Here is a 19,344-nt window from a genome sequence, read left to right on the forward strand (position 1 = left end):
AAGGTTTACTTCAAATTGCCACTTAGAAACTGCTGCAGGCGCTCGCTTTTCGGATTGCCCAGCACATCCTCGGGGGGGCCTTGCTCTTCCACCAGGCCCTTGTGCAGGAACAGCACCTGGCTTGAGACCTTGCGCGCAAAGCTCATCTCGTGAGTCACCATGATCATGGTGCGGCCTTCCTCGGCCAGGCCCTGGATCACCTTCAACACTTCACCCACCAGTTCCGGGTCGAGGGCCGAGGTGGGTTCATCGAACAGCATCACCTCAGGCTCCATCGCCAGGGCGCGGGCGATGGCTACCCGCTGTTGCTGGCCGCCAGACAGGAACGCCGGGTACTGATCGGCTACACGTGCCGGCAGCCCGACCTTGTCCAGATAGCGGCGGGCGCGGTCTTCGGCGTCTTTCTTGCTGCACCCCAGCACGCGGCGCGGGGCCATGGTGATGTTTTCCAGCACGCTCATATGGCTCCACAGGTTGAAGTGCTGGAACACCATCGCCAGCCGTGTGCGCAAGCGTTGCAGCTCGGCGTCGTCGGCCACGCGCATACCGTGGCGGTCGCTGACCATGCGGATCGCCTGGCCGTCCAGGGTCATGGCGCCATCGTTGGGGGTTTCCAGGAAGTTGATACAGCGCAGGAACGTGCTCTTGCCGGAGCCGCTGGCGCCGATCAGGCTGATCACGTCACCGGTCCTGGCCTTGAGCGAAACACCTTTGAGCACTTCATTGTCGCCATAGCTTTTATGCAGGCCTTCAACGGTCAGTTTGTACATGGGGCGTGCATCCTCAAGGCGAAAGTAGATAGCCGCTGCGGTAGGCCTGCGTGCCGGCGATATGGCCGATGACCATCCCGGCAGTGGCCATGCGTCGCAGCGAACGGGCGTACAGCAGGCCGGCGTGCTCGCAGCGCACCGGCGTTACGCGGTCGGTAATGGGATCGATGATTTCGGCGAGCAGTTGCCCGGCCTCCAGGTATTGACCCGGCAAGGCACTGAACACCAGCAAGCCGCCGACCGGGCTGGTGACGGGCTCCACACCCGCCAATGGCGTGGCCGGGTAAGCCAGGGCGGGCAGGGGCGTCACATCGCCGGTAATGGCGCCGAAGTGGATCAGGTAATCGATGATGGCCTGGCAGTCCAGCGCGGCAAGACCATGGTTTACATCGCCCTGGCCGCGCAGTTCGACGGTCACCGAAAAACTGCCCATGGGAATCGGGAAGCGCTCGCCGAAACGTTGCTGCAACTGCCACCACACCAGGGTGAAACACTCATCAAAGGACTGTCCGCCGGAGTCGGTGGCCAGCAGGTTGGCCTCGGAGCCGAGGTACCGCGCCAATGGCTCTACCTGTGGCCAGGCTTCAGGTGTGGTGTACAGGTGCGCCACGGCTTCGAAGTCGCAATGCAGGTCGAGTACCATGTCGGCATCACAGGCCAGGCGTTGCAGTACCAGGCGTTGGGATTGCAGTTGGGTCTGGGCGGTGTGCGCGGCCAGGGCGCTGGACAATGCGCTGCGGATCAAGCGGGCATTGTGCTGGGGATCATCGCCCAGCAGCTCTTCGACCTGGTTGCCGACCTCTTCGCCAAGGTCGACGAACAGGCGATTGAAGTTCTGCCCGCTTTCCAGTTCATAGCGGCCCAAGGGGATGTCCATCAACACTTGTTCGAGGCCCACCGGGTTGGCGACCGGCACCAGCACGATTTCGCTACGCAAGCGCCCGGCCGCGGCCAACTCGGCCAGGCGTACTTTCAAATGCCAGGCCACCAACATGCCCGGCAATTCATCGGCGTGCAGCGACGACTGGATGTAGACCTTGCCTGCGGCCTGCTGCGGGCCGAAGTGAAAACTGTGGATCTGCCGCGCCGTGCCGGGCACCGGCGCGATCAGGTCATGTCGCTGATGGCGCATGAAGGCTCCTTAGTGGCTCGGCCCGAGAAAGGCCAGCCAGCGGCGCTCTGCCAGGCGGAACAGGCCGACCAGGGCAAAGGTCACCGCCAGGTAGATCAACGCGGCGATGCCAAATGATTGAAAGGTCATGAAGGTGGCGGAGTTGGCGTCCCGTGCCACTTTGAGGATGTCCGGGATCGTTGCGGTAAACGCCACCGTGGTCGAGTGCAGCATCAGGATCACTTCGTTGCTGTAGTAGGGCAACGCACGGCGCAGCGCTGACGGCATGATCACGTAGGCGTACAACTTCCAGCCGCTGAGGCCGTAAGCCTTGGCTGCCTCGACTTCGCCATGCGCCATGCTGCGGATCGCCCCGGCGAAAATCTCCGTGGTGTAGGCGCAAGTGTTGAGCGCGAAGGCCAGGATGGTGCAGTTCATCGCGTCGCGAAAAAACGCATCCAGCAGCGGTTGTTCGCGTACGGCGGCAATGCTGTAGATACCGGTGTAGCAGATCAGCAACTGGATATAGAGCGGCGTACCGCGAAACAGGTAGGTGTAGAACTGCACCGGCCAACGTACCAGGCGCTTGCGCGAGACGCGGGCGATGGACAGCGGGATCGACACCAGAAAGCCGATGACCAGTGCAGCCGTCAGCAACCACATCGTCATGGCAAGGCCGGTGATGTGCTGGCCGTCGCTATAAAGGAAGGGGCGCCAGTATTCCTGCAATAGCTCGATCATCGCACTGCCTCCCGGGCGCCGGCGGAGTAGCGACGTTCCAGACGGCGCAAGACAAAGTTGGAGGCGCTGGTGATCAACAGGTAGATCAGCGCGGCGAGTACCAGGAAGTAAAACAGTTGATAGGTACTTTTGCCCGCATCCTGGGCGGCTTTCACCAGGTCTGCCAGGCCGATGATCGATACCAGCGCGGTGGCCTTGAGCATCACCATCCAGTTATTGCCTATGCCCGGCAGGGCGAAGCGCATCATCTGCGGGAAGGTCACGTAGCGAAACCGCTGCCCGCGCTTGAGCCCGTAAGCAGTGGCGGCTTCCAGTTGGCCGCGGGGCACGGCGAGGATAGCGCCGCGAAACGTTTCGGTGAAATAGGCACCGTAGATAAAGCCCAGGGTGATCACCCCGGCGCTGAACGGGTCGATCTCGATATATTCCCATTCCATGAAGTCGGTAAAGCTGCTGAGCCAGGTTTGCAGGCTGTAGAAAATCAGCAGCATCAGCACCAAGTCGGGCACCCCGCGAATCAGCGTGGTGTAGAGCTGGGCGGGAATGCGCAGGAACGGCAGGCTGGACAGTTTGGCGCTGGCGCCGAGCAGGCCCAGCAATACGCTGACGGCCAGGGACAGCACCGACAACTTGATGGTCATCCAGGTGCCTTGCAGCAACAGCGGGCCGAAACCCTTCAAGCTGAGCGCGCTCAACCCGAGGGTTTGCAACAGTTCTTCGAACATAAATCAGGACCTATGGCGATAGAAAAGCGCCCCTGCAGGGAGGGGCGCTCCAGGCATTATTTGCCGCTGTACAGGTTCAAATCGCCAAAGTGTTTCTTCTGGATGGTGGCGTAGGTGCCATCATCGTGTAACGCTTTGATACCTTTATCCAAAAGCGCCTTCAGTTCAGTGTTACCTTTTTTGATACCGACAGCGGTTTTCGACGGCAGCAACGGGTCGTCGATGGCGGCGCTGACTTCATAACCGGCGCCAGCCGGCGACTTGAGAAAGCCCAGTTCGGCTTGCAGCATGTCCTGCACCGACGCGTCGAGGCGGCCGGAGGTCAGGTCGGCATACACCTGATCCTGGTTGGCGTAGGCCTTGGTGGTTACCCCGGCTTTGTCCAGCACGGCCTTAGCGTAGGCTTCCTGGATGGTGCCTTGCTCGTAGCCCACAGACTTGCCCTTGAGGGACTCAGGTGTCGAGTAGCCAGCCCCTTTCTTGAACACCAGCGACGTGGGGCCGGAGAACAGCTCGGTGGAGAAGTCGATTGCCTTTTCGCGCACCGGCGTTACGGTCATGGACGAAATCACGCCATCGAACTTGTTGGCCTTGAGGCCTGGGATCATGCCGTCGAAGTCACTTTCAACCCACTTGCACTTGACCTTCAGCTCCGCGCAGATTGCATTGCCCAGGTCGATATCGAAGCCTACCAGGCTGCCGTCGGCGGCTTTGGATTCGAACGGTGCGTAGGACGGGTCGACACCAAAACGCAATTCCTTGTATTCCTTGGCGGTAGCGACACCAGCGGCCATGCACAGAGCCAGTGCAGAAAGGGTCAGCAATGCTTTTTTCATTATGTATTCCCTGGAAACCAAGATAAGCGCTTGTGGCGCGTTTAGGACTGTTACTGAACGGTGTCAGACGCAGCACAAGTAGCAATTTCTGCACCATAGTTCCGGATGGGCTTTTTAAAAGGTGGGATAGGGCAAGGCTGAGTGTAGGAGATGCCCGAAAATGGGCATCTGAAAGTTAGTGCACCATTGCAGGTCTGTGGGGATCCCAATGTGGGAGGGAGCAAGCCCCTCCCACAGGGATTTATGTCAAGTCAGTAGGTCTTGCAGTGTGGCGAGGTTGTCAGCCTCTTCCACCGTCTTGTCCTGACGCCAGCGCAACATGCGCGGAAACCGCACCGCAATCCCGCTCTTATGCCGCTTGGACAGGGCGATACCCTCAAACCCCAATTCAAACACCATGCTTGGCGTCACGCTGCTGACCGGGCCGAACTTCTCCACGGTGGTTTTGCGCACAATCGCATCGACCTTGCGCATTTCCTCGTCGGTCAGCCCGGAATAGGCCTTGGCGAACGGCACCAACGTGCGCTCGCTGCCCGGCGGGCCGTCCCATACCGCGAAGGTGTAGTCGCTGTACAGGCTGGCGCGCCGGCCATGGCCGCGCTGGGCGTAGATCAACACGGCGTCGACGCTGAAGGGGTCGACCTTCCATTTGAACCACAGGCCCATGTCCTTGGTGCGGCCCACACCGTACAGGCCCTTGCGATCCTTGAGCATCATGCCTTCAACACCAAGGCTGCGAGAGGCTTCGCGTTGGGTCGCCAGCGCTGCCCAGGTTGGCCCCTCGATCAGCGGCGAAGGCAACAGCACCGGTTGGTTGCACACAGCGATCACCTGTTCCAATTGCGTGCGGCGCTCGGCCTGGATGTGGTTGCGCCAGTCGTCGCCCTGATACTCCAGCAGGTCGTAAGCGAGCACGGCGACGGGCGCATCCTCAAGCACCTTTTTACTCAGGGTTTTGCGACCGATCCGCTGTTGCAGCAGCGCAAAGGGTTGCACCGCGTCTTTCCACACCACGATTTCGCCATCGATCACCGTGCCGTCGGGCAGGCCACTGACCAGGCTGTGAAGCTCGGGGAAACGCTCAGTCACCAACTCTTCGCCTCGTGACCAGATCCACAGGCGCCCCTCGCGCTTGACCAACTGCGCACGGATGCCATCGAACTTCCATTCCACCTGCCAGTCGGCGGGGGGGCCGAGCAGGCTGTCGAATTGCTCGACGGGTTGCGCCAGCCCGTGGGCGAGAAAAAACGGATACGGCTGCCCGCCACGTTGTGCATGTTCGTCGGATGATTCGGCAGCGATCAGCTTGAGATAACCCTCGGCTGTAGGACGGTTGGACAGGTCGGTATAGCCCACCAACCGCTGCGCCACGCGCTTGCTATCCAGATTGGCCATGGCGGCAAGGGCGCGGGTAACCAGCAGCTTGGAGACGCCGACGCGAAAGCTGCCGGTGATCAACTTGATGCACACCATCAGGCTCGGTTGATCCAGTTGCGCCCATAGCGCCGGCAGGCGCGCGGCAAGGTCCATGGGCGATAGACCGCGCAGCGGCAGCAGTTTTTCTTCCAGCCACACGGCAAGCCCGTCTTCAGAGCTGTAGGTCGATTCGGGGAGCAGCAGGGAGATGGTTTCGGCCAGGTCGCCTACGGACTGGTAGCTCTCTTCGAACAACCACGGCTCGATGCTCGCCGCGTCAGTCGCCATATCCCTGAGCAAGCGTGTGGGCACCAGTTGCCGTGGTCGCCCTCCGGAGAGGAAGTACACCGCCCATGCCGCATCTTCCGGCGGCGCTTGCAGAAAGTAGGCTTGCAGGGCTGCGAGCTTGGCATTGCTGGAGGTGGTGGCGTCAAGGTTGGCGTACAGCTCGGCGAAGGCTTTCATGCCGTGGCCTCTTCTTCGTCGTCACCGTATTCGGTGCTGAAGCCCTGGGCGTCCAGGCCCTTTTCTCGCAGGTGGCGTACCAGTACGCCGACCGAACCGTGGGTAACCATCACCCGTTCGGCGCCGGTTTGTTCGATGGCCCACAACAGCCCGGGCCAATCGGCATGGTCTGACAGTACAAAGCCGCGATCCACCCCACGCCGGCGCCGTGTACCGCGCAGGCGCATCCAGCCGCTGGCGAAGGCGTCGCTGTAGTCGCCAAAACGGCGCATCCAGGTGCTGCCGCCGGCGGAGGGCGGGGCGATGATCAAGGCTTGGCGCAGCAACGGGTCGGTCTTCTTGAAATCCCCGGCATACAGGGTTTCGGGAATGTAGATGCCGGCCTCGCGGTAGACCCGGTTCAACGGCTCGACGGCGCCATGGCTGAGGATCGGACCGATGCTGGCGTCGAGGCCATGCAGAATGCGCTGGGCCTTGCCGAAGGAATAGCAGAACAGCACGCTGGCCTTGCCAGTGGCGATATTGGCCTGCCACCAGTCATTGATCCCGGCAAAGATCTGCGCTTGGGGCTGCCATCGGTAGATCGGCAGGCCAAAAGTGGATTCGGTGATAAAGGTGTGGCAACGCACCGGCTCGAAAGGCGCGCAGGTGCCATCGGGTTCGACCTTATAGTCGCCGGACGCGACCCAGACTTCACCCTGATATTCCAGGCGCACCTGAGCCGAACCGAGCACGTGACCGGCTGGATGGAAACTCAAGGTAACACCGTGATGCACCAACTGCTCGCCATAGGCCAGGGTTTGCAGGTTGATGTCCTGGCCCAGGCGCCAGCGCAGGATACCTTCGCCGGGTGCCGCGGCCAGGTAATGTTGGTTGCCGGTGCGCGCATGATCGCCGTGGGCGTGGGTGATCACGGCGCGCTCCACCGGGCGCCAGGGGTCGATATAGAAATCACCCGCAGGGCAATAGAGGCCTTCGGGGCGGGCGATGACGAGGTCCATGGGGTGACCGGGGAGATGGGCTTGTTAGTTATGAGGCGGGGCTGGGTGTAGAAGTTCTATCTGAATGCATGGGATCCAAATGTGGGAGGGGGCTTGCTCCCGATAGCAGAGTTCAGTCAACGAATGTGTTGACTGTCACACCGCTATCGGGAGCAAGCCCCCTCCCACATTTGGATTCGGTTTCTGCTGGGAAACCGGGTTACTTGCCGGGCGTCAGGGTCAACCTGATCTTGCCATACACCTTTTCAAAGTTCTGCGGCTGCATCGGGAAGCTCAGGTATTGCGCCTTGAGCGCCGGGTCGATGCCGTTGGCATAGTTCGGACTGGCCGGGTTGCCGGACTGGCCGATACCGCCCTGGCCCAGCATGGGTTCGGCCAGGCCGAAGTCGATGATCATGCGCAGCGCCGATACCTGGGTGGTGTTGAAATCCTCACCCCAGTTATACGGCGCCGGGTTCAAGGTGTTGTGGTCGCCACCACTGGCGAAGGGACCGCGAATCACCTGGCCACTGGTGTTTTTCCAGGTGGTGCTGTGCAGCTTGCCCCACTGCCAGGCTTTGTGATCGGCACCCAGTTGGCTGTCACCGGCAGTGATAGCGGCGGCAAGCGTGCGGGCCAGGATCGCCGGTTTGTCTTCTTTTTGCGCGGTCCGCGTGTCATCCCAGAACGGGCTGTCTTCGCGGCCCAGCAGGTGGTCGGCGATGGCTGAGTAGGACAGGCTGGCGTTGCTGACAAAGGCTTTCCAGCTGGCGCTGCCTTGCGGGCCGAGTTTGTCGAGGAAAATCTGCCTGGCGCTTTCCTGCAGGAACAGCTCGTAGATCGCCGCGTCAGCCGAGGTTGGCGCAAGGCGACCATCGAATGCCATCAGGCGCTCCAGTGCTTCGCGAGCCTTGGCGCGCTCCGCTGGCGGCAGGGCGTCGATTGCCTGTTTGAGCGGCTGGGCCATGCCCGGGGCCTGGAACATGCTCTTGAGCTTGGCGGCGAAGGTCGTGGTCTGGTCGTATTGCATGGCAATCAGGCTGCGGCTGTCATGCTTGCCGGCACCGGCCAATTGCGCCAGACGTTCGCTGCGCTCCGGTGCGTCCCAGGAGTTGGACAACTGCATCCCGTAGCCACGCGGTGCGGTGCGCTGGTTGGCCGTGCCGATCCAGCCCTGGGCCGGGTCCTGGTCGTAGGGGTGCAGCATCGCATCGGCATAACCGTCCCAGTCAAAGCGCGTGTCCCAACCCGGCGATGGCAACAGGCCCTCGCCCTCGCGGCGGTTGGGGAAGCGACCGGTGACTTGCCAGCCGATATTGCTGGCGTCGGCAAAGATCATGTTCAACGCGATGGCGCGAATCTCGCGAGTGGCGTCCGAGGCCTTGCCGGCGTTTTGCGCACGGGACAGGTCGAAGAACGCGTCCAGGCTCTTGTCTTCCTTGAAGTCGGCAGTCTGCAGGGCCAGGCCAAGACCGCTGGTGAGGGCCTGGCTGCTATTGAGCAGCGCGCCGTGACGGGTTTCGTACACCGTTTCGCGAATCGAGCGCTGGCCCTTGATAAAGAAGGTTTCGTTGCGCACGCCAGCCGGCAGCCATTTGCCGTTGTTCTCGTAGTACAACGCGTTGCCCTGGCGCTTGACCTTCTCCAGGAACAGGTCCTGGGTGTCGCCCTTGACCGCGCTCATGCTCCACGCCACCTTGCCGTTGAAACCGGATAGCAGGGTCGGCAGGCCAGCGATCGAAGCACCCACGGCCTGATATTTAGGCGCGCGAATCTGCACGTAGCTCCATGGCGACGGGGCTTGTGGCGTGGCGGCGATATCGTTGGCCAGCAGGCTTTTGCCGCTGCGGCTGCGTTGCGGGGCGATGGCCCAGTTGCTTGAGGTGGTGACCCCGAGCGTGTTGAGGCCGCTCAACTGCTGGCTTACCGTGTCCAGGGCGGCGAGGCCGCTGATCTGCCCCAGGTTCACGCCCTTGAGCTTGTCGGCCTCGGCCAGCGGCACGGCTTCGTCCGGCGCGCTTGGGATGAGCCAGGCGAGTTTGTCGACGCCGACCTTTTGCGCCAGCACCAAGGACGAAATCTCTTCCTGCAGGTTGCTCGACTCGCTGAAATTGAGCAGGCAGAACAGCAGCGCCGAGTCTTCCGGCTTCCAGTATTCGGGTGTGTAACCGCTTTGGGCCAGGTCCGCCGGCAGCTTGTCGCGATAGCGGAACAGGTAGGCATTGACGCCCCGGGCATACACTTCAAAGAAGCGCTTGAGGCGCGGCGACGAGGCGTTGTACAGCTCGCCCGCGCTTTTCTTGAGGTTGACCGCACGCATGAAACGGTCGACATCCAGCACTTGCGGCCCGGACATTTCCGCCAGGCGGCCCTGTGCCAGCAGGCGCAAGGTGACCATCTGGGTAATGCGGTCGCTGGCGTGCACATAACCAAGGCTGAACAGCGCGTCGTGGAAGGTGTTGCTTTCGATCAGCGGCATGCCTTGGGCATTGCGGCGTATCGATACATTCTGTGCCAGGCCCTTGATTGGCTGTACGCCAGCCACGGGTGGCAGGGTGTCCTGGGTGTTCTGGAGCTGGCAACCCGCCAGGCCCAAGGCACTGGCCACTGCCGCGGCAACGCCGAACCGGGGAAGAAAGTGTAAGAGGGCTGGCGAGGCCATGGCAAAGCTCCTGCGGGGGGTAGCGTCAGTAAAGGCGCTACGTTAGTGAGCGCGGCGAAACGACGCAAGCGGGAGTTGTGTAATTGCGTGAGTGCTCAAGCTATGTGCAAATCAATGTAGGAGGGAGAAAGCCCCCTCCCACATTTTGATCATCAGTGCGGCTTATGCGCCATGGCACTTCTTGAATTTCTTCTCGCTGCCGCACGGGCACGGATCGTTGCGGCCAACATCCTTCAAGGCGTTGCGCACCGGTTCCTGGTGAGCGTGGCCGCAGTTCGGCCCGTGGACATGGCCGTGGTCGTGATCATGGTGATCGTGATCGTGGTTGCAGTCAGGACCATGGACATGGGGTTGCTGAGTCATCGATGTTGCTCCGGAATAAAATCGCCGGGGATTATCTCGCCATTGTGAGCCACCTGCACGTCATTACCGATGAATAATCCGGTTTTCAGCTCGCCCTCCAGACGATAGGGCACGGGGCGCTCGGGATTTTTCAGCATCTGCACCACATCGCGTACGCGCGGCCAGAGGTTGGTGCGTACCGAGACCCGGAAGACTTTATGACCGCGCGGCGGCACGGTCAGCCATTCATTGGATTCGCCTTCGGTCAACACCAGATCGCCAAGGGTGACCTTGTAGATCAGGCCGCGCACGGTCAGGTCGGCATCGTCGCGGTTGTCCACGCGAAAGTAGAGTTTGAATTTCTGCTCCAGCAGCTTGGCGCGCACGACTTCGACCTTCACCAGCGATACGTGAGGTGGCGGCGAGTCATCTTCGAACCACGAGGCGCAGCCGGTCAGGCCCAGGGTTAACGCCAGCATCAAGCTATAAATCCGAAGCATGGCGTTATCCCTGTGAGTGAATTAAAGGTAGCTGGAACAGCACTTCTTGAACTTCTGCCCACTGCCGCACAGGCACGGGTCATTACGCCCGGCCTTCAGTTCCACCGTAGGGTCGATGAAGTACCAGCGCCCCTCATTCTGTACGAAAGAAGACTGCTCGCGGTGGCTATGTTCGCCGGTGCTGTCATGCCAGCGCGCAGTAAAGGTGACGAATGCGTGTTCCGGCTGGCCGCCGAAGACCTCGGAGCTTTCCACCTCGAGGCCCAGCCAGGTGCTCTGCGCACTCCAGGCGGCGATGGCGTTGCGGTCCAGACCGGCCTGTTGCGCGGGCAGGGTGGTGGCCACCAGGTAATCGACCAGGCCCAGCACATAGGCGCTGTAGCGCGAGCGCATCAACGCACTGGCACAGGGCGCCGGGTGGCCGGCGTGATAATGGCCGCAGCAGGCATCCAGCAGATTGCCGCTGCCGCACGGGCAAATGGATGTACTCATCGGGTTACCACCAATACTTTCCAAAATTCTCCGGGTTGGCCCAGAAGCGTGCGTTGAGCCAGTCGGGCACTTGTTTATAGTCAAGCAGATCATAGGTAAACAGCGTCAGAACTTGCTCATCGCGCTGGAATCGCTCGCCGGCTTGCAGGGCCAGGGAAAAGAAGTCGGTGTCCTTCCATTCGCAGGCGCGCAGGTCGACCAGCACCGCGATCCGGCTGGCATTGAGGTTTCGAATGCCGCCCAGAAGCGTCAGACCTTGAGGCTTGGGCAAGTGTTCAAGGCAATCGACTACCAGCGCCAAATCAAAACGCTGCGCTGCCAGTTCGGCAGGCAGTGGCCCAGGTGCGGCGACACAGACGTTCACATCCGGGTGCGCGGTTTTAAACGCCTCCAGCGCCGGAAACTGGCTGGCGCCCAATAACAGCAGGCGTTTGGGCTGGTGCAATTCAAGCAGGGCAGCCAGGGCTTGCTGGGGTGTACGGGAAGAAATTCCAGCGGTCATTGCAGATCCTCACATCAGGACGGTAGAGACTAGCGCGGCTGGGCGTGCGAGCCTAGGACATTGCGGTCAACGCCACGGCGGCTTGTACCGTACCTGCGGAAGTTTTTTGATCCTTCACTGGCAAATCGCCGGTAGAAGTCGTTACTGTGCGCTCAAAGAAAAATTTGAAAGTACTCAGGAGCCCCATGATGCGTAAGGTTTTTCTGTTGGCCCTGTTGGTCAGCCCCATTGCCCTGGCCCAGAGCGTCAGTGTCGAAACCAACTCGTTGATGCGCCTGCCCAGCAGTACCAGCGTGTTGCAGCTTGAGCGCCTGGACGTGGCGGACTATGGCACTTTGCTGATTCCGGCCACTATCAGTCAGGTCACTGTGGATGAGTTGCACCTGGGGCGTGACGCACGCATCACCATTGTTCCCGGCGCTAGCGCGCTGCAAATGCAAGTGCGCCAGGCGCAACTGGAGCAGGGTAGCCAGATCACGTCCCGCGGCGCCCCCGGCACCCATGAAAAACCTGCCAAGGCTGGGCGTGACCTGACCTTGCGGATCAATTCCCTCACTGCTGAAGCGTTGTCGGTAGACGCCCGCGGCGGTGCCGGTGCCCAAGGGTACGCGGGCCTGGATGGCGCCAACGGCGTGGACCCAGGCTGCACCTGGGGTTCGGCCGGGCGCGGGTTTAACGGTGACAACGGCGGTGACGGCCTGCCGGGCGCCGCCGGCGCACAGGTACGCCTGGAATTGCCGCAGGACTTCCCGATTGAGCAAATCAAGGTCTGGGTGGACGGCGGTGCCGGTGGGTTGCCTGGCGTGGCGGGTAAACCTGGCAAGGGTGGGCAGTCCAAGGGCTGCCTGGTGTACCGCGCCGATGGTGGCGACAAGGGCAGGCCTGGGCTTGAAGGGCAGCCGGGGCCGGCTGGGCCTGCGGGGGCGGTGACTATTCAGCGGCTCTGAGTCGACTGTTTTGGTGCTCCCGATGGCGGCCTTAGGGCCGACCAGGATGCTGGATCAGACCGAGTACATATCCGTTATTTGGGTAACGGCTGCTATTGGTTCCGCCCTTACGGCGGGTCACTTTCGAAAAGCCGGAATGCCGGCCCAGACGAAAGTAACCAAAGCGCTCTTGCCCCACCACTCGGCACCTCGCTCAGGCTCGGTGTGCCCGTAATCCGCCAGGTATTTGGGGGGCCGCCGCCACGCGCCATCCATGGCGCGGGGCGGCTAAACCGGCATCCCTGCCGGTTTACCCCCCAAATCCCTGTCGAATTCCGGCCAGCGTGGTTTGACGGGGCGCTTAAGATCAAAAGCAGATCAAGATCAAGAGCGGCTCGCTTCGCATCGTGGTTACCGTTGGGTACGGCGAACTGTAGTTGTGTAGATATCCACACCCCGATGGCGATGCAAGCCTCGCCTCAGAACATCGGCCGGGCCGAAGCAATCGCCACCACCACCAACCCCACAATCAAATTAACCCCCACCAACTTGCGAATCTGCCCCAACGCAGCCGCGCCCGCCGGCCAATCCTCAGCCGCCACCGCGGCCTTCAGTTCAGGAAACTTCAACGCCTGGATGCGGATAAACAGCGCGGTCATCACCAGATACAACCCCATCATCACCTGCACATAGCGCGGTGCAGTTTCAAAACCGTTGAAGCGCAGTTGCAGCAAACCAACGCCGCTGATCGGCAAAATCACGACCGCGACCCACACCCACACAAAAAAACGTTGAAACACATTTGCCCACAACTTGAGCCGGGCAGGGCCCTCAAGGGCCGCCATGGCGGCGGGTCGCAGGATCATCCAGGCGAAAAACATACCGCCGACCCAAATCAGGGCGGCCAGTACATGCAGGGTGTAAGCGAGGCTAAACGCGGTCATTGTGGTACTCCGTTCTGCGCGGGATTAATTAGCGGGGTATGATAGCGGCCGATCCGAACCACTGAAAATTTATCCAGCGTTTTTTGCGCCCGACTATCCATGATCAGCACTGAACTCAAAACCACGATCCAGGGCGCCTATTCGCGTTTTCTCGAAGCCAAGAGCTTGAAACCGCGCTACGGCCAACGCCTGATGATCGCCGAAGTGGCGAAAGTCCTCGGGGATATCGACACCGATGACGAAGGTCGCCGCGAGGGCGAACCTGCGGTTGTGGCCGTCGAGGCCGGCACCGGTACTGGCAAGACTGTGGCCTACAGCCTGGCCGCGATCCCCACCGCCAAGGCCGCCGGCAAGCGCCTGGTAATCGCCACCGCCACCGTCGCCCTGCAAGAGCAGATTGTCTACAAAGACTTGCCCGACCTGATGCGCAACAGCGGCTTGAGCTTTACCTTCGCCCTGGCCAAGGGCCGTGGCCGCTACATGTGCCTGTCCAAGCTCGACGTGTTGCTGCAGGAAGGCCATGCGCAAACCGCCACCGCGTCGCTGTTCGAAGAAGAAGGCTTCAAGATCGAGGTCGACGAGGCCAGCCAGAAGCTGTTTACCAGCATGATCGAGAAACTGGCCGGCAACAAATGGGACGGCGACCGCGACAGCTGGCCCACCGCCCTGGAAGACTCCGACTGGGCGCGCCTGACCACCGACCACAGCCAGTGCACCAATCGCCATTGCCCCAATTTCGGCCAGTGCGCCTTCTACAAGGCCCGCGAAGGCATGGGCAAGGTGGATGTCATCGTCACCAACCACGACATGGTGCTGGCCGACCTGGCACTGGGCGGCGGCGCGGTGCTGCCCGATCCACGCGACACGCTTTATGTGTTCGACGAAGGCCACCACCTGCCGGACAAAGCCATCGGCCACTTCGCCCATTACACGCGCCTGCGTTCCACTGCCGACTGGCTGGAAACCACTGCCAAGAACCTCACCAAGTTGCTGGCCCAGCATCCGCTGCCCGGCGACCTGGGCAAGCTGATCGAGCAGGTGCCGGAGCTGGCGCGGGAGATCAAGACCCAACAGCAATTCATGTTCAGCGCCTGCGAACAGGTGGCCGACTTCAAGCCCGGCGAAGACGTCGAGGGCCGTGAGCGCCCGCGCCACCGTTTTGTTGGCGGCATGATCCCCGAGCACATGCGCGAAATGGGCATCGAGCTGAAGAAAGGCTTTTCACGCCTGACCGACTTGTTCACCCGCCTTACGGATTTGCTCAAGGAAGGCATGGACGGCGAGGTCAATATCGGCATTGCCAGCAACCAGGCCGAGGAATGGTACCCGCTGTTCGGCAGCCTGTTGTCCCGCTCACAGGGCAACTGGGAGCTGTGGACCGCGTTCACCGTGGAAGATCCGGAAGACAACCCGCCCATGGCCCGTTGGCTTACCCTGTCGGAAAGCGGTGCGCTGTTTGATATCGAGGTCAACGCCAGCCCGATCCTCGCCGCTGAAATGCTGCGTCGCAACCTGTGGAACGTGGCCTACGGCTGCCTGGTGACGTCGGCCACGCTGACCGCCCTGGGCACCTTTGATCGCTTCCGTATGCGCGCCGGTTTGCCGAAAAAGGCCGTTACCGCTGTGGTACCGAGCCCGTTTCATCATGCCGATGCCGGTGTGCTGCGCGTACCGGACCTCAAGGCTGACCCTCGGGATGCGGCGGCCCACACGGCGGCGATCATTCGCGATCTGCCGTCACTGGTGGAAGGTTCGCGCGGCACCCTGGTGCTGTTCTCGTCGCGCAAACAGATGCAGGACGTGTTCGATGGCCTCGATCGCGACTGGCGCAAACAGGTGTTTATCCAGGGCAACCTGTCCAAGCAGGAAACCCTGAACAAGCACAAGGCGCGGGTCGACGGCGGTGATTCCAGCGTATTGTTCGGCCTGGCAAGTTTTGCCGAGGGCGTGGACTTGCCTGGCGCTTATTGCGAACACGTGGTGATCGCCAAGATCCCGTTCTCGGTGCCCGATGATCCGGTCGAGGCCGCACTGGCCGAATGGATCGAAGCCCGTGGCGGCAACCCGTTCATGGAAATCTCGGTGCCGGATGCCTCATTGAAGCTGGTGCAGGCCTGCGGGCGCTTGCTGCGCACCGAGCAAGACCGCGGCACCATCACCTTGCTTGACCGCCGCCTGGTCACCCAACGCTATGGCAAAGCTATCCTCAATGCGTTGCCGCCGTTCAGGCGCGAAATTTCTTAAACCTCCGTGGGCGAATTCGCCCACTTTGTGGTCTATCTCATCACTATCACCAGGCCATTCACCGGCCGTTTGGGAGAACCTTGTTCGTATGATTCGCACGCTGCCCGCTCTTTTTGCCTTGCTGTTCGCTGCGCCGTTGATGGCCGCGCCTGCCGGGCAACAAACGCTGTTCAACTTCGTCCGGCCTGCCGATGTGGTCAAGGTGGCGACTCAGGACGCCAGCCTGCCCCAATACAACGCCGAACAAACTCCCGAAGGCGAGGTGCTGCGCCGTATCACCTTCAACCCGGCGGCCGAGCCAAGCCTGGTGCTCAGCCCGCAATCCGGTGTGTGGGACTGGTCGCAATCGAGCGCCATGAGCCTGCGTATCCAGAGCGCGATGAACTGGGCACTGACCCTCTACGTCAAGGTGCAGAGCGCCGACGGCAAGACCCTGGTCAGCCGCATCGACTTGCCGGCCGGGCCTGCGCAGACCCTGCTGGTACCATTACAAGCCAACTCGCCACTGAGCCAGGGCATGAAGGCTGGTCCGCCGATGCCGATGACCGTGGATGGCCAGCGCGTATTGCTGGCCGGCAGTGCCGGCGAAATCGACCGCAGCCAGGTGGTGTCGGTGACCCTGTCGATGATCAAGCCCAATGCCGCCCAAAGCATCCTGCTGGAGCGCTTTGGCGTGCAGGACAGCGAGCCGGTAACGAAGGCCGCCTACAGCGAATTGGTCGATGCTTTTGGCCAGTCCACCCGGGCGCGCTGGCCGGAAAAGGTCAGCAGCGACGAGCAGCTCAAGGCGTCGGCTGCCAAAGAGCAGCAGCAGCTCAAAACCTGGTTGGCTGAGCGAGACAAATCCTCCCTGGACCAATACGGCGGCTGGAACAAAGGCCCGGCGTTCGATTCCAGCGGCTTTTTCCGCACAGAGAAGCGCGACGGCCGCTGGTATCTGGTGACGCCTGAAGGTCATCCGTTCTATTCACTGGGGGTCAACACCGTGGCTGCGGACAACAGCCAGACCTACGTGGCAGGGCGTGAGTGGATGTTCGCGGCGTTGCCCAAGGCCGGCGAACCCTTCGACAAGTATTACGGCAGCAGCGATAACCGCACCGGCAACGGTGCCGGCGAAGGTCGCGGCTTTGGTTCGGGGCGTTGGTATGACTTTTATGGCGCCAACCTGCAGCGCACTTACGGCGGCGAGGGTTTGGACCAGAAGCGCTGGGTGACGCACACCCTGGACCGTCTGCAAGCCTGGGGTTTCAATACCGTGGGCAACTGGAGCGACGAGGACCTGGCCACTGCCGACCGCGTGCCTTATACCCTGCCGCTGTCGATTGTGGGTGACTACGCGAGCATCAGCACCGGCACCGACTGGTGGGGCGGTATGCCCGATCCGTTCGATCCACGTTTCGCGATGGCCACCGAACGCGCCGTGGCCATCGCCGCTCGTGATCACCGCGACGATCCGTGGTTGATCGGCTTTTTTGCCGACAACGAACTGGCCTGGGCCGGTCCTGGCGACGATGCAAAATCCCGCTACGCCTTGGCTTACGGCACCCTGCGCATGACCACCGATGTTCCGGCCAAGCGCGCTTTCCTCAAGCAGCTGCGTGACAAATATCGCAACGAAGAAGGTCTGTCCAAAGCCTGGGGCATTCAACTGGCGGGTTGGGAACTGATGGAAGACCCAGGCTTCGAACCACCGATGCCCAGCCCTGAACACCCGGAAATCGAAGCTGACTTCAAGTACTTCCAGAAGACCTTCGCCGACGCTTACTTCAAGACCATTTCCGACTCGCTGAAGTGGCACGCGCCGAATCAACTGTTGCTGGGCGGCCGTTTTGCCGTGAGCACCCCGGAAGCAGTGGCGTCGTGCGCGCAGTATTGCGATGTGTTGAGCTTCAACATGTACACCCTAAAACCCCAGGACGGTTATGACTTCGCCGCCCTGCGTGCGTTGGACAAACCGGTGTTGATCACCGAATTCAACTTCGGCTCGGCCGACCGTGGCCCGTTCTGGGGCGGCGTGACGCAATTGGCCCGCGAAGAAGATCGCGGTACGGCGTACGCCACGTTCCTCAAGCAGGCCATGGCCGAGCCGTCGATTGTTGGCGTGCACTGGTTCCAGTACCTGGACCAGCCGGTCACCGGGCGTCTGCTGGATGGCGAAAATGGCCATTTCGGCCTTGTCGGCATCACCGATGTACCTTTCCAGGGCTTCGTTGACAGTGTGCGCAAGAGCAACCTTGCGGCGGTCGACCAGTTGGGCCGTGAGGCGCAAAAAGCCAAGGCGACCCGCACGGCGCGTGAAAGTGAAGGCGCCAGGCAGGGGCAGGGCGGCAAAGGCGCAGGGCAGGGCGCTGGACATGCCGGTGGGCACTCCGGCAACGGTCATTGATTCGTCGTTGACGGGTTCACAAAACCCACAATGGCTGAAAGAATGGCGGCCACTTTTCATGGTGCTTTGCGAGGGGAATCAGGTGCAGATTCAGGGTCATTACGAGCTGCAGTTCGAAGCGGTACGCGAAGCCTTTGCCGCATTGTTCGATGATCCCCAGGAGCGTGGTGCCGGGCTGTGCATCCAGGTAGGCGGGCAAACCGTCGTCGATCTGTGGGCCGGTACTGCCGACAAGGACGGAGCCGAAGCCTGGCACAGTGATACCATCGTCAACCTGTTCTCCTGCACCAAGACCTTCACGGCTGTCACTGCCTTGCAACTGGTGGCCGAGGGCAAGCTCAAGCTTGATGCACCGGTGGCTGACTACTGGCCGGAATTCGCGGCGGCGGGCAAGGAGGCGATCACATTGCGCCAGTTGCTCTGCCACCAGGCCGGGCTGCCGGCCATCCGCGAAATGCTGCCTACCGAAGCCCTGTATGACTGGCAACTGATGGTCGACACCCTGGCGGCCGAGGCGCCGTGGTGGACACCAGGCGAGGGTCATGGCTACGAGGCGATTACCTACGGCTGGCTGGTCGGCGAACTGTTGCGCCGCGCCGATGGGCGCGGGCCGGGTGAGTCGATCGTGGCACGGGTCGCACGGCCGCTGGGGCTGGACTTCCACGTTGGCCTGGCGGATGCAGAGTTTTATCGGGTGGCCCATATAGCGCGCAGCAAGGGCAATATGGGGGATGAGGCCGCGCAACGGTTACTTCAAGTAATGATGCGCGAACCGGCGGCGATGACCACACGGGCATTTGCCAATCCACCGTCTATTCTGACCAGTACTAATAAGCCCGAATGGCGACGCATGCAGCAGCCCGCGGCAAATGGTCACGGTAATGCGCGCAGCCTGGCCGGGTTTTATAGCGGTTTGTTGGACGGTAGTTTGCTGGAAAGCGACATGCTCGAACAATTGACCCGTGAACACAGTATTGGGCCGGATAAAACCTTATTGACCCAAACCCGTTTCGGCCTGGGCTGCATGTTGGATCAACCGCAGCTGCCCAATGCCACGTTCGGCCTCGGGCCACGTGCTTTCGGGCATCCCGGCGCAGGGGGCTCAGTGGGTTTTGCCGACCCTGAACATGATGTAGCGTTCGGTTTTGTGACTAATACCCTGGGCCCTTACGTACTTATGGACCCGCGTGCGCAGAAGTTGGTCGGAATATTGGCCGGTTGTCTATAAACCCCTTGCTGTTTCACAATTTTTTGTTACAAAGGCAAGTATAAAAAGATGCTGAACGACATGTTGTAACTTGA

17 protein-coding genes are annotated in these 19,344 nt (G+C 61.4%); 4 read left to right on the forward strand and 13 right to left on the reverse strand.

Translation table 11 applies throughout. The features are described 5' to 3' along the window. Positions 1 to 5 precede the first annotated feature (5 nt). The 12 genes from E3O56_RS09375 to E3O56_RS09430 all read right to left on the reverse strand — a co-directional run bounded on the left by E3O56_RS09375 (position 6) and on the right by E3O56_RS09430 (position 11,542). Positions 6 to 770 (reverse strand): ATP-binding cassette domain-containing protein, encoded by a 765-nt coding sequence (locus tag E3O56_RS09375; RefSeq protein WP_248128124.1) that lies wholly within the window; start codon positions 768 to 770, stop codon positions 6 to 8. Positions 771 to 783: 13 nt separating this feature from the next. Then, positions 784 to 1,902, reverse strand: coding sequence for a succinylglutamate desuccinylase/aspartoacylase family protein (locus E3O56_RS09380; RefSeq protein ID WP_032877355.1), 1,119 nt, complete (start codon positions 1,900 to 1,902; stop codon positions 784 to 786). A gap of 9 nt (positions 1,903 to 1,911) precedes the next feature. Next, complete coding sequence (locus tag E3O56_RS09385) at positions 1,912 to 2,622, reverse strand: ABC transporter permease (RefSeq protein WP_032877354.1); 711 nt, start codon at positions 2,620 to 2,622, stop codon at positions 1,912 to 1,914. After that, positions 2,619 to 3,347 (reverse strand): ABC transporter permease, encoded by a 729-nt coding sequence (locus E3O56_RS09390; protein WP_005785781.1) that lies wholly within the window; start codon positions 3,345 to 3,347, stop codon positions 2,619 to 2,621. The genes E3O56_RS09385 and E3O56_RS09390 overlap by 4 nt, the downstream gene beginning before the upstream one ends. A 56-nt stretch (positions 3,348 to 3,403) precedes the next feature. Continuing rightward, positions 3,404 to 4,183 carry a transporter substrate-binding domain-containing protein gene (locus E3O56_RS09395; protein ID WP_005785784.1) on the reverse strand — a complete coding sequence of 260 codons (780 nt, stop codon included), beginning with the start codon at positions 4,181 to 4,183 and terminating at the stop codon, positions 3,404 to 3,406. Positions 4,184 to 4,429: 246 nt separating this feature from the next. Next, positions 4,430 to 6,064 carry an ATP-dependent DNA ligase gene (locus E3O56_RS09400; RefSeq protein ID WP_216090839.1) on the reverse strand — a complete coding sequence of 545 codons (1,635 nt, stop codon included), beginning with the start codon at positions 6,062 to 6,064 and terminating at the stop codon, positions 4,430 to 4,432. Continuing rightward, positions 6,061 to 7,065 (reverse strand): ligase-associated DNA damage response exonuclease, encoded by a 1,005-nt coding sequence (locus E3O56_RS09405; protein WP_032877352.1) that lies wholly within the window; start codon positions 7,063 to 7,065, stop codon positions 6,061 to 6,063. The genes E3O56_RS09400 and E3O56_RS09405 overlap by 4 nt, the downstream gene beginning before the upstream one ends. Before the next feature lie 199 nt (positions 7,066 to 7,264). Next, the gene (locus E3O56_RS09410) at positions 7,265 to 9,706 is read right to left on the reverse strand and encodes a penicillin acylase family protein (protein WP_248091023.1); all 2,442 of its coding nucleotides are present in this window, start codon (positions 9,704 to 9,706) and stop codon (positions 7,265 to 7,267) included. A gap of 162 nt (positions 9,707 to 9,868) precedes the next feature. Further along, positions 9,869 to 10,069, reverse strand: coding sequence for an SEC-C metal-binding domain-containing protein (locus E3O56_RS09415; RefSeq protein ID WP_003189235.1), 201 nt, complete (start codon positions 10,067 to 10,069; stop codon positions 9,869 to 9,871). Beyond that, the gene (locus E3O56_RS09420) at positions 10,066 to 10,548 is read right to left on the reverse strand and encodes an LEA type 2 family protein (protein WP_005785795.1); all 483 of its coding nucleotides are present in this window, start codon (positions 10,546 to 10,548) and stop codon (positions 10,066 to 10,068) included. Before E3O56_RS09420 ends, E3O56_RS09415 begins: the two co-directional genes overlap by 4 nt. Positions 10,549 to 10,569: 21 nt before the next feature. Beyond that, positions 10,570 to 11,040 carry a YchJ family protein gene (locus E3O56_RS09425; protein WP_248128125.1) on the reverse strand — a complete coding sequence of 157 codons (471 nt, stop codon included), beginning with the start codon at positions 11,038 to 11,040 and terminating at the stop codon, positions 10,570 to 10,572. Between the two features lie 4 nt (positions 11,041 to 11,044). Beyond that, on the reverse strand, positions 11,045 to 11,542 hold the full coding sequence (locus E3O56_RS09430) for a DUF6231 family protein (protein WP_032877349.1): 498 nt from the start codon (positions 11,540 to 11,542) through the stop codon (positions 11,045 to 11,047). Between the two features lie 188 nt (positions 11,543 to 11,730). Between E3O56_RS09430 and E3O56_RS09435 the strand changes: the two genes are divergently transcribed. Beyond that, on the forward strand, positions 11,731 to 12,489 hold the full coding sequence (locus tag E3O56_RS09435) for a collagen-like protein (protein ID WP_078820485.1): 759 nt from the start codon (positions 11,731 to 11,733) through the stop codon (positions 12,487 to 12,489). Positions 12,490 to 12,947: 458 nt separating this feature from the next. Here the strand turns inward: E3O56_RS09435 and E3O56_RS09440 are convergent, their stop codons facing one another. Continuing rightward, a complete protein-coding gene (locus tag E3O56_RS09440; RefSeq protein WP_032877347.1) occupies positions 12,948 to 13,412 on the reverse strand; it encodes a CopD family protein in 465 nt (154 codons plus the stop codon). Between the two features lie 99 nt (positions 13,413 to 13,511). Here E3O56_RS09440 and dinG point away from each other — a divergent pair, with 99 nt between their 5' ends. From dinG to E3O56_RS09455, 3 genes are all read left to right on the forward strand, one after another. After that, the gene (gene dinG / locus E3O56_RS09445) at positions 13,512 to 15,656 is read left to right on the forward strand and encodes an ATP-dependent DNA helicase DinG (RefSeq protein WP_005785803.1); all 2,145 of its coding nucleotides are present in this window, start codon (positions 13,512 to 13,514) and stop codon (positions 15,654 to 15,656) included. 88 nt (positions 15,657 to 15,744) lie between these two features. Continuing rightward, on the forward strand, positions 15,745 to 18,042 hold the full coding sequence (locus tag E3O56_RS09450; RefSeq protein WP_103733461.1) for a beta-galactosidase: 2,298 nt from the start codon (positions 15,745 to 15,747) through the stop codon (positions 18,040 to 18,042). An 82-nt stretch (positions 18,043 to 18,124) separates the two neighbouring features. Continuing rightward, the gene (locus E3O56_RS09455) at positions 18,125 to 19,270 is read left to right on the forward strand and encodes an EstA family serine hydrolase (protein ID WP_032881067.1); all 1,146 of its coding nucleotides are present in this window, start codon (positions 18,125 to 18,127) and stop codon (positions 19,268 to 19,270) included. Positions 19,271 to 19,344 lie beyond the last annotated feature (74 nt).

It is taken from the genome of Pseudomonas sp. W2Aug9 (assembly GCF_023127755.1).
Lineage (GTDB): Bacteria > Pseudomonadota > Gammaproteobacteria > Pseudomonadales > Pseudomonadaceae > Aquipseudomonas > Aquipseudomonas synxantha_A.